This window comes from Streptomyces inusitatus (genome assembly GCF_014651115.1).
Classification (GTDB): domain Bacteria; phylum Actinomycetota; class Actinomycetes; order Streptomycetales; family Streptomycetaceae; genus Streptomyces; species Streptomyces amakusaensis.
Window position 1 is genome coordinate 66,634 of sequence record NZ_BMWG01000020.1, and the last position, 15,891, is coordinate 82,524.

The following is a 15,891-nucleotide window of genomic DNA, read 5'->3' on the forward strand; positions in this document are numbered from 1 at the left end:
CGTGTCCGTGCAAGACATCACCACCGTCCCCGCCCCCGCCACGCCCTACCAGGGCGATATCGCCCGCTACTGGGACCATGAGGCCAGACCCGTCAATCTGCGTCTCGGCGATGTCGACGGCCTCTACCACCACCACTACGGCATCGGCGACGTCGACCACGCCGCCCTGGGGGCCCCCGACGCCGCCGACCGGGAGAAGAAGCTGGTCGCCGAATTGCACCGGCTGGAGTCCGCGCAGGCCGAACTCCTCCTCGACCACCTCGGCCCCAGGCGCCCCGACGAGCTGCTCGTCGACGCCGGCTGCGGTCGCGGCGGCTCCATGGTGATGGCCCATCAGCGATTCGGCAGCGATGTCGCGGGCGTCACCCTCTCCGCCAAACAGGCCGACTTCGCCAACGGGCGCGCCCGTGAACTCGGCATCGAGAAGTCCGTCCAGGCCCATGTCCACAACATGCTCGACATGCCCTTCACGACCGGGCAGGCGGCCGCCTCCTGGAACAACGAGTCGAGCATGTACGTCGACCTGCACGACCTCTTCGCCGAGCACTCCCGCATCCTCGCCCCCGGCGGCCGGTACGTCACCATCACGGGCTGCTGGAACCCGGTCTACGGCCAGCCCTCGAAGTGGGTTTCGCAGATCAACGCGCACTTCGAATGCAACATTCACTCCCGCCGTGAGTATCTGCGGGCCATGTCGGACAACCGTCTCGTACCGCAGGCCGTCATAGACCTCACGGCCGCGACCCTGCCCTACTGGGAGCTGCGGGCCACCTCGTCCCTGGTCACGGGGATCGAGGAAGCGTTCCTCAACTCCTACAAGGACGGCTCCTTCCAGTACCTTCTGATCGCGGCCGACCGTATCTGATCAGACTGTTTCTCTTTTGGTCGAGTTCGGACCGTCTGCGGCTCCGCAACAGTGCCCGGTGTCCCTCGTGGGGCACCGGGCGGCCTTGTGTCCAGGGCGGGGCCCGGGTGCCGAGGGCGGAGAGCTTCGGATGACATGCCGTCTGACATGCCGTCTCAATCGCGTCGTCCGGGCCGGGAGCATGCGGAAATCTGTCCATGCGCCTTTTCTCCCGCCCGGCCCTGACCCGCCGGGCCGGCACCCTGGCCGCGGCCGTCCGCGGATACACCGCCCGCGCCCGGCGCTATGTGCGCGGTGCGCCGGGCGCCTATGTCTGGCTGGCGGCCCTGCTCGTCACCACCGTCCTCATGCACCATATGTCGCAAGAGTTCGAGACCGCCTTCCTCCGGCAGCGCTCGACCAATATCCACGAGCTGTCGACCCACCCGGTACGGGTCCTGATCTCCAGCGCCTTCTGGATCGACGGCGGCGGCTGGCTGTCCTACGCGGTCCTGTACTCCGTCTTCCACGCGCAGGCCGAACGCTGGCTCGGCACCCTCCGCTGGCTCACGGTCGCCGTCGCCGCCCATGTGCTGGCCACCCTCGTCAGCGAGGGCGCCCTGCTGTGGGCGATCCGCCACGGCCTCGCGCCGCACTCGGCCGTCAACACCCTCGACGTCGGAGTGAGCTACGCGCTCGCGGGTGTGGTCGCCGTGCTCACGTACCGCATCGCGGCACCCTGGCGATACGGCTATCTGGTGGGGGTCCTGGCCGTCTACGGCCCCCCGCTCATCGTCGGCCGCACCTTCACGGACCTCGGCCACTTCACCTCCGTCCTCATCGGCCTGGCCTGTTATCCGCTCGTACGCCACCGGGGCCCCGCCTGGAACCCGGGGGAAACGCTCGGACGGGTACGGGAGAGCTTCCGCCGCCGCCGGCGGGGTGGCGACGGCACGGCACGCGACTGACTGCCTACAGCGGAACGCGCGCGATCAGGGCGGCCAGCAGCGCACAGGCTGCCGCCGCCGCCCAGAAGCGCGGGGCGCGGACGTCCTCCAGCGTCTCCCGAGACGCTCCGGTCCTCAGCAGCGCCCTCTCCGCGAGCGGGGCGACGCCCACCGCCACGTACACCCTGACCGCCGTCTCCATCAGCTCCCAGTCGCCGTCGGGCGGCGCGAGAAGAAGGGCGAGGACGAATCCCGCGGTGACCGCCGACTCCAGCTTCCAGCCGCGGCTGTTCCGTACGACCAGCACGGCCTGAGCGGCCAGGAGCAGGAGGAAAGCTGCTTGGAACGCGACCACTGAACGTCCTCGCTTCTTCAGGCGGAGGCTTCGGTCAGGAGGGAGAGATGGGCCTCGGTCAGCTCCAGGCCGTCGATGGCGAGGAGCGCGGAGAGCTGTTCGGGGGTGCGGGCGCTGGCGAGCGGGGCGGCGACCGTGGGGCGGGAGGCGAGCCAGCCCAGGGCGACCGTCGCGATCTCAGTGTCCAGGTCCGCGGCCACCGTGTCGAGAGCGGCGAGGACCCGCCGGCCGCGCTCGGTCTCCAGATGTGCCGCGGCCGTGCCGGAGCGGCCGCTGTCGACGGTGGTCCCGGGCCGGTACTTGCCGGTGAGGAACCCCGAGGCGAGCCCGAAGTAGGGGACGGCGGCGATGCCGGCGCGGGCGGCGGTGTCCTGGAGAGCGCCCTCGTAGGTGTCGCGGGAGACCAGGTTGTAGTGGGGCTGGAGGACGGAGTAGCGGGCCAGGCCCTCACGTTCGGAGAAGTCGATGGACTCCTGAAGACGCTCGGGGGTGATGTTGGACGCCCCGACGGCCCGGACCCGGCCCGAGCGCACCAGCTCGTCGAGGGCGGTCACGATCTCCTCGACGGGGACGGACGGGTCGTCGAAGTGGGTGTAGTAGAGGTCGATGTAATCGGTGTTCAGCCGCTTCAGGGAGGCCTCGGCCGCCGCCTTGACGGTGGCCGGGGACAGCCCCTTGAACTCGGGGTGGGCGCCGACCTTGGTGGCGACGACGATGTCGGAGCGGTTGCCGCGCGCGGTGAGCCACTCGCCGATCAGGGTCTCCGACTCACCGCCCCGATTGCCCTCCGCCCAGGCGGAGTAGGAGTCGGCCGTGTCGATGAAGTTGCCGCCCCCGGCGGTGTAGGCGTCGAGGACGGCGAAGGTGCCGGACCGGTCGGCGGTCCAGCCGAAGACATTGCCCCCGAGGGCGAGCGGGGAGACTTGGAGACCGGAGGAGGCGAGGGAGCGCAGCGATGTCATGCGGTTATTCAACACCGTTCCGCGCAGCGGATCTTGGAAAACCGCGGTGACGACATCAGCTCGCAATGACCGCCCGCCCCCGCCCCCGCCCCCGCCCCCGCCCCCGGTCCCGGTCGGTTCAGCGGTAGACGGTCTGCGACTGCTGGTACGCCATCAGCCCCTCCGGCCCCAGCTCCCGGCCGAGGCCGCTCGACTTGATCCCGCCGAAGGGGGCCGCCGGGTCCGGGACATAGCGGTTCACACCGATGGATCCGGTGGCTACGCGGCGTGCCACCGCCGCGCCGCGCTCGGGGTCGGAGGTCCATACGGTGCCGCCGAGGCCGAATTCGGAGTCGTTGGCGATGCGGACCGCCTCGTCGACGCCGTCGTAGGGGATCAGCGACAGCACCGGGCCGAAGATCTCCTCCTGGGCGATGGCGGAGCCGTTGTCGACATCGGCGAAGACGGTCGGCTCGACGAACCAGCCGCGGTCCTGGTGCTGGGGACGGCGGCCGCCGGTGGTGAGTCTGGCGTCCGAGGCGATCCCCCGGGCGATGTACGACTCGACACGGTCGCGCTGCCGTGCGGTGGCCAGCGGGCCGATCCGGGTGGCGGGGTCGAGGGCGGGTCCCACGGGCAGGGACTCGGCGAGTGCGGTGAAGGCGTCGACGACCTCGGCGTAGCGATGGCGGGGAGCCAGTACCCGGGTGCCGAGGAAGCATGTCTGGCCGTTGTTGAGGAGGGTGCTGCTGAACAGGCCCTCGCCGATGGAGGCCAGATCCAGTTCGATGTCGTCCAGCACGATCGCGGCCGACTTGCCGCCGAGTTCGAGCGTCACCGGGCGCAGCAGCCGTCCGCAGGCCTCGGCGATGGACCGGCCGGCGGGGGTGGAGCCGGTGAAGGCGACTTTGTCGACCCCGGGGTGGGAGACGAGGTAGGCGCCCACCTCTCGGCCGGCCGGGACGATGTTGATCACTCCGGCCGGTACCCCGGCCGCCTCCGCCGCCTCGGCGAGCAGATAGGAGTCCAGAACGGTCTCCGGCGAGGGCTTCACGACCAGGGTGCAGCCGGCCGCCATGGCGGGCGCGATCTTGAACATGGAGAGGGCCTGGGGGAAGTTCCACGGCACGATGGCGGCCACCACCCCGACCGGCAGTCTGCGGACCTCGACCGAGCCGCCGAGCAGCCCGGGGCGTACCTCCTCGAAGGCCGACGTACGGGCGAGCCCCGCGTAGTAGCGCAGCACGGCGCTCGGGTAGCCGGTCTCCAGCTGTGCGGCGACCGCCACCGGCATGCCGTTCTGGGAGCTCACCCGCTCCACGAATCCATCGGCCCGGGCGTCGATCTCCACGGCGAACCGCTCCATCACCTCGGCCCGTCGGGCGGGGTCCCAGCCCGACCAGCCTGCGGGGTCCTCGAAGGCCCGCCGGGCGGCCAGTACCGCCCTGTCGATATCGGCCTCGGCGCCCTCCGGCACCCCGCCGAGCGGCTGTTCCGTGCTGGGGTCGATCGGGACGATCACCCGGTCGGTGCTGGGACCGACCCATGATCCGCCGATGTAGAAGGTGTCGTAGGCGGTACGGGTCTCCTGGCGGGTCTCCATCAGACGGCTCCCTGATCGTTCTGTGCGGGGTCTGTGCCCGGGGTCGGGGCTGGGTCGGTGTCAGTGTCGGTGTCGGCTGTCGTCGCTCTGCGGACGGCGGCGACGAACGCCTCCGGCGCGTCGATGTGCAGCAGATGACTCGCCCCGTCGATCACCTCGGAGCGGATCGCGGGCACCGCGCGCACCAGCCGCCGGTGCACCTTGTGGAAGAAGGGATTGCTCTCCGCGCCGAGCAGAAAGGTGACGGGGACGCGGATGTCCCGGATCCGGCTCAGCGGCAGATGCTCGAACATCACTCCGTACGGATGCGGGTCCAGCTCCGCCAGGACATTGCGGGCATGGGACAGCAACCGCTCCCGCTCCCGGCGCGGAGCCGTGTCGAAGGCGGGCCCGGCGGCCCAGCGGAAGAAGGCTCCGGCCGCCTCCTCCCGGCGTCCGCGCAGCCGTGCCAGGGTGACGCGGGCGAGCGCGCGGAGCATCGAGGGCGTCGCCAGCCGGGTGCCGTGGAACGGAGGCTCCGCCACGATCAGCCGCCGGACCAGTTCGGGGTGGCCCGCGGTCAGCCCGAGGGCGATGTTGCCGCCCGCGCTCCAGCCGACGACCGTCGCCGGGCCTTCGGCCACCCGCTTCAGCAGGGCCGCCGCGTCGGCCACATGACGCCGGTGGTCGCGGACCGGCGGATGCGCGGACGCGCCGTAACCACGCCGGTCGTAGACGATCACCCGGTGTCCGGCGGCCACGAGGCCGTCCACGACCCCGTCCCAGGTGGCGGCCTGCGCGCCGCTGCCGTGGATCAGCAGGAGCGGCGGCCCGTGCCCCCGCTCCTCGTACGCGAGGTCGACTCCGTCGATACGCAGAAGGAGTGGATCGCGCACCTCAGCCGCCCGGCCGGGGCGAGGGGGAGCCCGGGGTGCCGCCCGGGGAGGTTCTCAGCACGGCGGTATGACGCACGGTACGGCTCCTTTGCCGAAGGGACTCCTCGGAGGCTAGAGTCGGTCGCCGACCGCGAACTGTTCAATTTCTGGACACTTCTCAGAAGGCTCAGAAGATGATGTGCAGGGCACGCATTCGGTTGTAGAGCGTGGTCCGGCTGATGCCGAGGCGTCGCGCGGCGCGGAGCTTATTGCCGCCGCAGGCCCGCAGCGCCGCCGCGATGGTGTCGTGCTCGGCCCGTTCCAGCGGAGTCATCCGGCGCAGCCGGGGGCTGACCCGATACCCCTCGGGGAGATCGCCGGGTGTCACGTCCCCCGCGGAACGCCGTTCCAGCACGGCCCGGACCACGGCCCGCAGTTCGCGGAGATTGCCCGGCCAGGGATGGCCCGCCAGCGCGGCCAGTGCGGCCGGGGTGAAACGCGGCCCGGGGTCGGCCCCCAGCTCGTCGAGCACGGCCCGCACCAGCCCCGGCAGCTCCTCCGTACGGTCCCGCAGGGGCGCCAGCTCGATCCGCCCGGCGCACGCGGCGGCGAGCGCCGCGCCCGGGCCGTCGAGATCGCCGGCCGGGGCGCCGGTCAGGACGATCCGGGGCGCGTCCGGCCGTTCGAGGAGATGCCGCAGCCGGACGGCGCACGCCTCGGGCAGCAGCTGCACCTCCTCGACCAGCAGCGGGCTCCGGGCCCCGGCCGCCGCGCCGAGATCGCGGAGCCACGCGGCCTCGCCCCGCACGGCCGCCTCCGACGAGTCCAGTACGACCGGCGGCCGGGGGTCCGTCCCGGCCAGCGAACGGGCCTTCGTCGTCCGGCCGGTTCCCGGAGCCCCGCCGATGTACACCGGGGTGTCGGAGCGCGAACGCGCGCCCGGTCGCGCGAGGGCGAGGGCGAGGGCGAGCGCGGGGGCGGGCGTGGACCGCGTCTCGGCCGGGACGGTGAATTCGAAGAGGACCCCGCCGGCTCCGGGGCCGAGTGACCGGGGCCGTACCTCCACCGACCTTCCCGACACCAGCTCCACCCGCCGGGCCGGACCCGTACCGTCCCGCGAGCGAAGCCCGGCCGCCAGCTCCCGGAGCAGGAGGTGATCCAGCGGATCGAGGAGTTCCACGGCCGCCGGATTGGCCAGCACCACCCCCTCGCCGAGCACCAGCAGCGGCAGGGTCCGGCCGGCCGCCGCGACCTGGAAGGCGGCCAGCAGGCGCTGCTCGGCGGCGCGCGTCGTGCGCAGCAGCCGTTCCTCGATGTCGTGCGCCGCCCGGGCCAGGAACGGACCGAGCAGGGGGGAGCCGTCCCCGGTGAGGCAGGTGATGTCGAGGACGCCCTCCAGCCTGCGGGTCACCGGATGGATGATCGGATGCCCGTAGCAGCTGAAGCGCTTGAACGGCTCCAGATAGTGCTCGTCGCCGTGCACCGCGAGACCGCGCCGCACCTCGTACACCGTGGCGATCGAGTTCGTCCCGGTCGTCTCCTCCAGGAACACCCCGCCCGCCACCACCCCCAGCCCTTCGAGCCGGTCGCGGAGCCCCCGGGGGCCGACCGTCGGGGCGACGATGCGCGAGGCCCGGTCGGCGAGCACGACGCAGAACGAGGCGTCGCCGAGCTGGTCCGCCAGCTCCGTGAGGACGGGCCCGGCGGCGGTGGCGAGCCGGCCGCGCCGGTCGACGGCGTCGGGGTCCACCCGTATCTCGGGGGCGGCGGGGGTGAGCCCGCTCAGCTCGGACCGCCGCCAGGACAGGGCGATCTCCGGACGCGGTGCGGTGTCGGCGGTGTCGCTGGGATGCACGGCGGCCTCCGGCAAGGTGGTGCTGGCTGAGCCCGTACGTACGCGCTGACGGCGCGTGCTCCCCGCACTCAATCAGCAGCCCGGCACGGAGCGGAAGGCAGGGTGCCGATTCCGTCCCAGATGGGCGCTGAGCAGGGCTTCCAGCGCCGGATGGTCCTCCGCGCCGAGATGGCCGGTGGGGATCGTCGCCAGCGTGGCCCCGGCGATGCCGGCCGCGAGCTCCCGGGCGTGGGGCAGCGGGGTGGCGATGTCCAGGGTGCCGCCGACGACCAGGGTGGGGGCGGTGATACGGGCCAGATCCCGCCGCAGGTCGCAGTCGGCGAGGGCGTCGCAGCAGGCCGCGTAGGAAGAGGGGTCGGCGGTGGCGAGATCTCTGAGCAGGGCGCGCCCGTAGGCCGTCGAGGCGATCGCCGGATCGGCGAACCAGCGGCCCGGGCCGGTCGCCAGCAGCGGCCGGGTGCCCTGCTCCCGGACGAGCGCGGCCCGCTCCCGCCAGGGCCCCGCCGGGCCGAACCAGGCCGAGGTGCAGACCAGGGCGAGGGAGTCGACGCGGTGCGGGTGACGGGCCGCCAGCCGGGTTCCGACGGCTCCTCCCAGCGAGATGCCCGCGTAGTGGAAGCGGCGGTGGCCGAGCCTGTCGACGAGTGCGAGGACCAGCGCCGCGAGATCGGCCACCGAGACGGCCCCGGGAGCGGCGGGGGAGCCGCCGTGCCCCGGCAGATCGAACCGCGCCACCCGGAAGGTCCTGGCCAGCGCGGGCAGCAGCGGTTCCCAGACGGTCGTCGAGGTCCCCAGGGAGGGGCCGAGGACCAGCAGCGGCGCGTCCGGCGGGCCGGTGAGGTCGTGATGCGGCACAGGGGCGGAGACGGACATGACGGACTGCCTTTCTCGGAGAGGAGGGGGAAGCGGCGACCGGGTACAGGGGCGGCGCGCTGCGGCCGTCAGCGCTCCAGGACGAGAGCCAGCCCCTGCCCCACGCCGACGCAGAGCGCCGCCACCCCGACCCCGGACCCCGCCGCCGCCAGCTGGTGCGCCACCGCGCCCGCCAGCCGCGCCCCGGACGCCCCCAGCGGGTGACCGATGGCGATGGCCCCTCCCCGCGGATTGAGGACCGCCGGATCCAGCTCCGGCCACTCGGCGGCGCAGCCCAGCGCCTGCGCCGCGAACGCCTCGTTCAGCTCCAGCGTGGTCAGCTCCGCGAAGGTCCGCCCGGCCCTGGCCAGCGCCGTGCGCACGGCTTCCACCGGCCCCAGCCCGAACCACTGCGGCTCGATGCCGGTGACCGCGCCTGCCCGCACCCGCGCCAGCGGCTCCCGGCCGACGGCGCGCAGCCCGGCCTCGTCGGTCAGCAGCAGCGCCGACGCGCCGTCGTTCAGGGGCGAGGCGTTCCCCGGGGTGACCGTGCCGCCGTCCGGGCGGAAGGACGGCTTCAGCCGGGCCATCGCCTCCAGGGACGCGTCCTTTCGTACGCACTCGTCGCGGGCGAAGAGCGCGGACTCCCCCCGGCGCGGCTCGATCTCGACCGGTACGACCTCGGCGTCGTACAGCCCTTCGCGCCAGGCCCGGGCCGCCTTGCGGTGGCTGTCGAGGGCGAAGGCGTCCTGCCGCTCCCGGGTGATGCCGTGCTTCCCGGCGATGAGTTCGGCGCTCATCCCCAGCGGAACCGTCCACTGCGGATCCATCCGCGGGTTGACCATGCGCCAGCCGAGAGTGGTCGAGTACAGCTCCTGATGCCCGACCGGAAAGGCCCGTTCCGGTTTGGGGAGGACCCAGGGGGCGCGGCTCATGGACTCCACCCCGCCTGCGACGGCGATGGAGACGTCGCCGACGGCGATGGCGCGCGCCGCCTGGACGACCGCCTCCAGACCGGAGGCGCAGAGCCGGTTGACGGTGACGCCGGGCACGGTGACGGGGAGTCCGGCCAGCAGGGCCGCCATCCGGGCGACATCGCGGTTCTCCTCGCCCGCGCCGTTGGCGTTGCCCAGGAAGACATCGCCGATGCGCGCCGGGTTCAGCTCCGGCGTGCGGTCCAGCAGGGCCCGTACGGCCCGCGCCGCCAGATCGTCGGGGCGCACCCCGGCCAGCGCGCCGCCGTACTTGCCGACCGGGGTGCGCACCGCGTCGACGATGTAGACCGCGCGCCCGTTCACCGGACACCGCCCGTCGCCGTCGTCGCCGCCGCCGTGATCCGCACCGGGGCGGCGGTCCTGGCGCGCAGCTCGTCCGCGGTGACGCCGGGAGCCAGTTCGACCAGGACCAGGCCGTCGCCGCCGACGTCCAGCACACCGAGGTCGGTGACGATCCGGTTCACGCACGACCGTCCGGTGAGCGGCAGGGAGCACTCCTCGACGATCTTCGGGCTGCCGTCCCGCGCGGTGTGGGTCATCGTCACCACGACCCTGCGGGCCCCGTGCACCAGATCCATCGCCCCGCCGATACCGGTGATCAGCTTGCCGGGGACCGCCCAGTTGGCCAGATCGCCCCGGGCGGAGACCTGCATCGCGCCGAGGACGGCGGTGTCGATGTGGCCGCCCCGGATCATCCCGAAGGAGAGCGCCGAGTCGAAGAACGAGGCCCCCGGCAGGACGGTGACGGTCTCCTTGCCCGCGTTGATCAGATCCGGGTCGATCCGCTCCCGGTACGGGTAGGGGCCGGTGCCGAGGATGCCGTTCTCCGACTCCAGGACGACCCGGACCCCCTCGGGCAACTGCCCGGGAATCAGGGTCGGCAGCCCGATGCCCAGATTGACGTACTCCCCGTCGTGCAGCTCCCGCGCCGCGCGGGCGGCGATCTCATCCCGTGTCCAGGGCATCAGACTCGTACCGTCCTCTGTTCGATCTTCTTGTCGGCGGCCTGTTCGGGCGTGAGCGCCACCACGCGCTGTACGAAGATCCCGGGCAGATGCACGGAGTCCGGGTCCAGTACGCCGGGTTCGACCAGCTCCTCGACCTCGGCGACGGTGATCCGGCCCGCCATCGCGGCCAGGGGGTTGAAGTTGCGGGCGGACTTGTTGAAGACCAGATTGCCGTGACGGTCGCCGCGGGCCGCGCGCACCAGGGCGAAGTCGGTGCGGATCCCGTGCTCCAGGACATGGCCGACGCCGTCGAACTCCCGGATCTCCTTCGGCGGCGAGGCCAGGGCCACCCCGCCGTCGCCGTCGTACCGCCAGGGCAGTCCGCCGTCCGCCACCTGGGTGCCGACCCCGGCGGGGGTGTAGAAGGCGGGAATGCCGCACCCGCCCGCGCGCAGCCGCTCCGCCAGGGTGCCCTGGGGGATCAGCTCGACCTCCAGCTCACCGGCGAGATACTGGCGGGCGAACTCCTTGTTGGCCCCGATGTAGGAGCCGGTGACCCGGGAGATCCGCCCGGCGGAGAGCAGTACCGCCAGACCCGATTCCATGGCCCCGCAGTTGTTGGAGACCACGCTGAGCCCGTCGGATCCCTGCTCCAGGACGGCCGCGATCAGGGTGTTCGGCACACCGCTCAGCCCGAAGCCGCCGACGGCGAGCGAGGCCCCGTCGCGGAGGTCCGCCACGGCGTCCGCAGCCGACTCCCATACCTTGTCCATGGCGCTCACCGGGCCGTCAGGGCTGAGGGATGGGCCGCCAGGGGAGTGACGGAGACGGTCATGTAGGGGAAGAGCGGCAGATTCCACAGGAGGTGGTGGAGTTCGTCGTTGCCGGGGACGTCGAAGACGCTGAGATTGGCGTACTGCCCCGCGCACCGCCAGATGTGCCGCCAGACGCCGGCCTCCTGGAGTTCTTGGCAGTAGCTCTTCTCACGGGCGATCAGATCCTCGCGGACGCCGGGATCCAGGTCGTGGGGGATCGCGACGTCCATCGTCACTGCGAACAGCATGGTGGCTTCCTTCGCCGATGAATCGGGGGCGGTGGCGTGTCGGGGGTGAGGCCGAAGGCCAGGGTCAGGGTCAGGGTCAGGCCGGGTCGAGGACGAAGTCGTACGCGACCTCACGGCCGGTGCCGTTCGCCGCGGCGACGGGGGAGAGGATCAGCTCCGGCTTCACGGCGGAGGCGATGTCGTCCTCGACATGGCTGGTGCCCCGGAAGTACAGCTGGGTGGTGATCGGCTGATGGCCCGGGGCGGAGACCTTCAGATGCAGATGGGCCGGCCGCCACGCGTGCCAGCCGGCCGCCGCGATCAGCCTGCCGCAGGAGCCGTCGGTGGGGATCTGGTACGGGGCCGGCTCCACGGTGCGGACCGCGAAGCCGCCCCGCTCGTCGGTGGCGACCGTGCCGCGCAGATTCCACTCGGGGAGCCCGGGGGCGTATCGCGAGTAGAAGCCCTCCGCGTCCGCGTGCCACATCTCGACCCTGGCACCGGCCAGCGGGGTGCCGTCCACGGCGGTCACCCGGCCCCGGAAGAGCAGCGGGACGCCGGGCTCGCCCTCCCGCATGGGCAAGGTGGCCTCCCCGGTGAAGAGCGGCGAACCGGGGACGTAGTACGGGCCCTCGATGGTGCCCTTGCTGCCCAGCCGGTGCTCGCTCGCCACCTCCTCGACAACATGCTCCAGCCACACATCGAGGAAGAGCGGCCACTCGCCGTCCAGCCCGACCTGGATCATCCAGGACTTGAGCGCGTCGTACTCCGCGTAACCGACCCGGTGACGGCGTATGACGTCGTGCACGGCGGCCAGCACCTCGGTCACCAGCGTGTCGACGCGCTCGGTTCCCGCGTCGCCGCTCCCGGTCCGCTGCCTGCTGCGGAACCGCTCGGTGGCGGCGGCCCCGGACGCGGCGGCGGTGGCGGTCTCGGTCATCTGCTTCTCCTCTGTTCGACGTTCGGTGTTCGGTGTGTGTGGTCGCGGCGGTCGTGTCGGTCGTGTCGGCCGCGTCGGCCGCGTCGCTCAGCGGTCCTGGCGGTAGCGGGCGAGCTTCTCGGGATCGACACGGACACCGAGGCCCGGGCCCTCGGGCACCCGCAGCGCGCCGTTCTCGATCCGCAGCGGCTCGGCGAGCAGATCGTCGGTCATGTCGAGGAAGTTGGAGAGTTCACCGGCCCGCCGGGCGGACGAGCGGTGCGCCGCGCCGAAGGCGACCGAGCAGGCCGTGCCGAGCTGGCCGTCGATCTGATTGCCCATCACGATCTCGACGCCCAGCCCCTCGCACTGGTGCAGCACCCGCTGGGAGGCGGTGAAGCCGGTCCGGGCCGTCTTGACGCTGATCGCGGTGGCGGACCCGCCGAGCAGCTCCCGGGTCACCTCGGCGGCCCGGGTGGCGCTCTCGTCGGCGATGAAGGGGATGGGACTCCGGGCGACCAGCCAGCGCCGCCCCAGCACATCGTCGGCCGGGCAGAGCTCCTCGGCGAACGTCAGCCCCAGATCGTCCATCTCCCGCAGCGCGCGGGACGATTCGGCCGCGCTCCAGCCCCGGTTGCCGTCGATGTACAGCTCCACCCCGGGGCCGAGCGCCTGCCGCAGCGCCCGGCAGGCCTCGACATCGTCGGTGTAGGGCAGCCGCCCGACCTTCACCTTGAACGTGGTGATGCCGTACGTGTCACGGATCCGCTCGGCCTCGGCGACCATCCGCGCGGCGGGCGCGAACCCCACCATGTGGCTGACCCGCATCCGGTCCGTGTATCCGCCGAGCAGCCCGGACACCGACTGGCCGGCCGCCCGGCCCAGGATGTCCCACAGGGCCATGTCCACGGCCGCCTTCGCGGTGGGATTGCCGACGGTCCGGTCCAGCCGCTCATGGACCCTCTCCCGCTCCAGCGGCGACAGACCCAGCAGCTTCGGAGCGAAGACGCGGTCGATCACCGCGACGATCGACTCCTGGGTCTCCCCATAGGTGTAGGGCCTCGGCGGCGCCTCGGCGGTCCCGGTCAGACCCTCGTCGGTATGGACCCGCACAAGGACGTGTTCGGCCGTGTGCACCTCTCCGCTGGCGAACCTCAGCGGTTTTCGGTAAGGAATGGAGAAAGGAATTGATTCAATTCCGGTGATTTTCATGGAGTTCCGTGCTCCCGGTCGATTCGGGTGGAATGAACATGCCGTCCTTTTCCAATGTCTCCAGCAGTCTTTTCAGCAGGGGAGATGCGTCGTCCTCGCGCCAGGCCATCACCAGGCCGACCGAGGGCGCGTCCTCCAGCTCCTTGTGCACCACGCCCTCGCGGGGCGCCGAACGGATCGAATCCGGCAGTACGGCGATGCCGAGGCCCGCCGCCACTAGGGCGAGCGCGGTGGAGGTCTCGGAGACCTCATGGGCGCGGCGCGGGGTGAATCCGGCCGCCAGACAGGCGCGTACGACCGCGTCATGGACGACCGAGCCCATGGCGGGCCCGTACATGATGAAGTTCTCGTGCCGCAGCCGCTCGATACGCACCCGCGGCGCGTCGGCCAGCCAGTGCTCCGCCGGCACCGCGAGGATCAGCGGTTCGTCGGCGAGGGCCCGGTGCGCGAGCCCCGCCTCCCGGACCGGCGGCCGGAGCACCCCCACATCGAGACGCCGTCCGATCAGCCCCGACTCCTGGGCGGGAGTGAGCATCTCGGTGTGCACCTCCAGCGCCACCCCGGGCAGTTCGCGTTTGACCAGCCGCGCCAGGGCCGGCAGCCGGCGGTACGCGGCGGATCCCGTCAGACCCACCCGGATCACCCCCTCCACCCCCGCCGCGAAGCGCCCTGCCCGCGCCACCGCCTCCTCCACGGATTCGAGGATGCGCCGCACATCGGTGTGGAACACCTCGCCCGCGCCGGTCAGGGAGACCTGCCGGGTGGTGCGGGCGAACAGCTCCACCCCGAGTTCCGTCTCCAGCCGGCGTATCGCCTGGGAGAGCGGGGGCTGCGCCATGTGCAGCTGTTCCGCGGCCCGCCCGAAATGGCGGGTGGCGGCGACCGCGGCGAAATACCGGAGGTGTCTGAGTTCCATCGGAATCTCCCTCGATTGCGCCTCATCGTAGGGAGCGGATCCCATACGCAACAAATACTTGATCGCAGCGTATTGATATGCGGGGGATATCAATACCCCCCTGGGTCAACCCTGGGAAAATCCCTGGGGCCCGGGACTTCACCCCGATGACATGGTGCTGAAAAGCAGCCGTAACGAGCGGCTGCGACAGGCAGCCGCAACGAGTCGGAGGCAAGAGCCGTGGCCGATACAGCGAGCAGTGCGCGGACCATCCTCGAAGACGCCCTGGTGGAAGACGAGCGGACGGGCGTCTACCGCGTCCGCCGGAGCGTCTTCACCGACGAGGAACTCTTTGAACTGGAGATGAAGCACATCTTCGAGGGCAACTGGATCTATCTCGCCCACGAGAGCCAGATCCCGTCCGCCGGGGACTACTTCACCACCCACATCGGCCGGCAGCCCATCGTCATCTCCCGTGACAAACAGGGTGAGCTGCACGCCCTCGTCAACGCGTGCAGCCACCGCGGGGCGATGCTCTGCCGCCGCAAGACCGACAACCGCACCACCTTCACCTGCCCGTTCCACGGCTGGACCTTCAACAACACCGGCAAGCTCCTCAAGGTCAAGGACCCGCGCGGCGCGGGCTATCCCGAGCAGTTCAACACCGACGGCTCGCACGACCTCACCAAGGTCGCCCGGTTCGAGAGCTACCGGGGCTTCCTCTTCGGCAGCCTGAACCCGGATGTGCTGCCCCTGACCGAACACCTGGGTGACGCCGCCGTCCTCATCGACATGATCGTCGACCAGTCCCCGGAGGGGCTGGAGGTGCTGCGCGGATCGTCGACGTACACCTACGACGGCAACTGGAAGCTCCAGACGGAGAACGGCGCGGACGGCTACCACGTCTCGGCCACCCACTGGAACTACGCCGCGACCCAGGCGCGCCGCACCTCGGGAGAGTCGGCCAATGACACCAAGACCATGGACGCCGGCGGCTGGTCCAAGCAGCGCGGCGGCTTCTACTCCTTCGAGCACGGGCATCTGCTGCTGTGGACCACCTGGCTCGACCCCGCCAACCGGCCGTTGAGCGACCGGCGCGAGGAGCTCGTCGCCACGTTCGGGGAGGCGAAGGCCGACTGGATGATCGGTGTCTCCCGCAATCTCTGCCTCTACCCGAACGTCTATCTGATGGACCAGTTCAGCTCCCAGATCAGGCACTTCCGCCCCCTCTCGGTCGACCGCACCGAGGTCACCATCTACTGCATCGCCCCCAAGGGGGAGAGCCCCGAGGCCAGGGCCCGGCGGATCCGGCAGTACGAGGACTTCTTCAACGCCACCGGCATGGCCACCCCCGACGATCTGGAGGAGTTCCGCTCCTGCCAGAAGACCTATCTGGCCGGGGCCTCCCCCTGGAACGACCTCAGCCGGGGCGCCGTGCACCAGATCGACGGGCCCGACGAGGACGCCAGGGCGATGGGCATCAACCCGATCGCCAGCGGAGTGCGCACCGAGGACGAGGGCCTCTACCCGATCCAGCACGGCTACTGGCAGCGGACCCTCCGGCGCGCACTCGACGCCTGACGAGCCTGACGCCTGACGAGCCGGACACTCGACCGGCCGGAGCCCCGAC

16 protein-coding genes are annotated in these 15,891 nt (G+C 71.6%); 3 read left to right on the forward strand and 13 right to left on the reverse strand.

All coding sequences use genetic code 11. The features are described 5' to 3' along the window. Position 1 precedes the first annotated feature (1 nt). Together IE247_RS25295 and IE247_RS25300 are read left to right on the forward strand one after the other, a co-directional pair. On the forward strand, positions 2–865 hold the full coding sequence (locus tag IE247_RS25295) for a geranyl diphosphate 2-C-methyltransferase (protein ID WP_190125575.1): 864 nt from the start codon (positions 2–4) through the stop codon (positions 863–865). Positions 866–1,062: 197 nt separating this feature from the next. Next, entirely contained in the window at positions 1,063–1,812 is a 750-nt protein-coding gene (locus IE247_RS25300) for a rhomboid-like protein (RefSeq protein WP_229869342.1), read from the forward strand. 4 nt (positions 1,813–1,816) lie between these two features. Here the strand turns inward: IE247_RS25300 and IE247_RS25305 are convergent, their stop codons facing one another. The 13 genes from IE247_RS25305 to IE247_RS25365 form a co-directional block, all read right to left on the reverse strand. Beyond that, the gene (locus IE247_RS25305) at positions 1,817–2,146 is read right to left on the reverse strand and encodes a hypothetical protein (RefSeq protein WP_190125576.1); all 330 of its coding nucleotides are present in this window, start codon (positions 2,144–2,146) and stop codon (positions 1,817–1,819) included. A gap of 17 nt (positions 2,147–2,163) precedes the next feature. Further along, complete coding sequence (locus IE247_RS25310) at positions 2,164–3,108, reverse strand: aldo/keto reductase (protein WP_190125577.1); 945 nt, start codon at positions 3,106–3,108, stop codon at positions 2,164–2,166. A 118-nt stretch (positions 3,109–3,226) separates the two neighbouring features. Next, a complete protein-coding gene (locus IE247_RS25315) occupies positions 3,227–4,690 on the reverse strand; it encodes an aldehyde dehydrogenase (RefSeq protein WP_190125578.1) in 1,464 nt (487 codons plus the stop codon). Beyond that, positions 4,690–5,565: an alpha/beta fold hydrolase gene (locus IE247_RS25320; protein ID WP_190125579.1), complete on the reverse strand. Its 876-nt coding sequence runs from the start codon at positions 5,563–5,565 to the stop codon at positions 4,690–4,692. Before IE247_RS25320 ends, IE247_RS25315 begins: the two co-directional genes overlap by 1 nt. A 166-nt stretch (positions 5,566–5,731) precedes the next feature. Beyond that, a complete protein-coding gene (locus tag IE247_RS25325) occupies positions 5,732–7,399 on the reverse strand; it encodes a sigma-54-dependent Fis family transcriptional regulator (protein ID WP_190125580.1) in 1,668 nt (555 codons plus the stop codon). A 72-nt stretch (positions 7,400–7,471) separates the two neighbouring features. Then, positions 7,472–8,272: an alpha/beta fold hydrolase gene (locus IE247_RS25330; RefSeq protein WP_190125581.1), complete on the reverse strand. Its 801-nt coding sequence runs from the start codon at positions 8,270–8,272 to the stop codon at positions 7,472–7,474. Positions 8,273–8,340: 68 nt separating this feature from the next. Next, complete coding sequence (locus IE247_RS25335; RefSeq protein WP_190125582.1) at positions 8,341–9,549, reverse strand: thiolase family protein; 1,209 nt, start codon at positions 9,547–9,549, stop codon at positions 8,341–8,343. Beyond that, the gene (locus IE247_RS25340) at positions 9,546–10,211 is read right to left on the reverse strand and encodes a CoA transferase subunit B (RefSeq protein WP_190125583.1); all 666 of its coding nucleotides are present in this window, start codon (positions 10,209–10,211) and stop codon (positions 9,546–9,548) included. The genes IE247_RS25335 and IE247_RS25340 overlap by 4 nt, the downstream gene beginning before the upstream one ends. Beyond that, complete coding sequence (locus IE247_RS25345; protein ID WP_190125584.1) at positions 10,211–10,966, reverse strand: CoA transferase subunit A; 756 nt, start codon at positions 10,964–10,966, stop codon at positions 10,211–10,213. The genes IE247_RS25340 and IE247_RS25345 overlap by 1 nt, the downstream gene beginning before the upstream one ends. A 5-nt stretch (positions 10,967–10,971) precedes the next feature. Next, the gene (catC, locus tag IE247_RS25350; RefSeq protein ID WP_190125585.1) at positions 10,972–11,256 is read right to left on the reverse strand and encodes a muconolactone Delta-isomerase; all 285 of its coding nucleotides are present in this window, start codon (positions 11,254–11,256) and stop codon (positions 10,972–10,974) included. Positions 11,257–11,332: 76 nt separating this feature from the next. Continuing rightward, positions 11,333–12,175, reverse strand: a complete 843-nt coding sequence (gene catA / locus IE247_RS25355; protein ID WP_190125586.1) for a catechol 1,2-dioxygenase — start codon at positions 12,173–12,175, stop codon at positions 11,333–11,335. Between the two features lie 87 nt (positions 12,176–12,262). Next, on the reverse strand, positions 12,263–13,366 hold the full coding sequence (locus IE247_RS25360) for a mandelate racemase/muconate lactonizing enzyme family protein (RefSeq protein ID WP_190125587.1): 1,104 nt from the start codon (positions 13,364–13,366) through the stop codon (positions 12,263–12,265). Then, the gene (locus IE247_RS25365; RefSeq protein ID WP_190125588.1) at positions 13,347–14,282 is read right to left on the reverse strand and encodes a LysR substrate-binding domain-containing protein; all 936 of its coding nucleotides are present in this window, start codon (positions 14,280–14,282) and stop codon (positions 13,347–13,349) included. The genes IE247_RS25360 and IE247_RS25365 overlap by 20 nt, the downstream gene beginning before the upstream one ends. A gap of 219 nt (positions 14,283–14,501) precedes the next feature. Between IE247_RS25365 and benA the strand changes: the two genes are divergently transcribed. Then, positions 14,502–15,842, forward strand: coding sequence for a benzoate 1,2-dioxygenase large subunit (gene benA / locus IE247_RS25370; RefSeq protein WP_190125589.1), 1,341 nt, complete (start codon positions 14,502–14,504; stop codon positions 15,840–15,842). Positions 15,843–15,891: the final 49 nt, after the last annotated feature.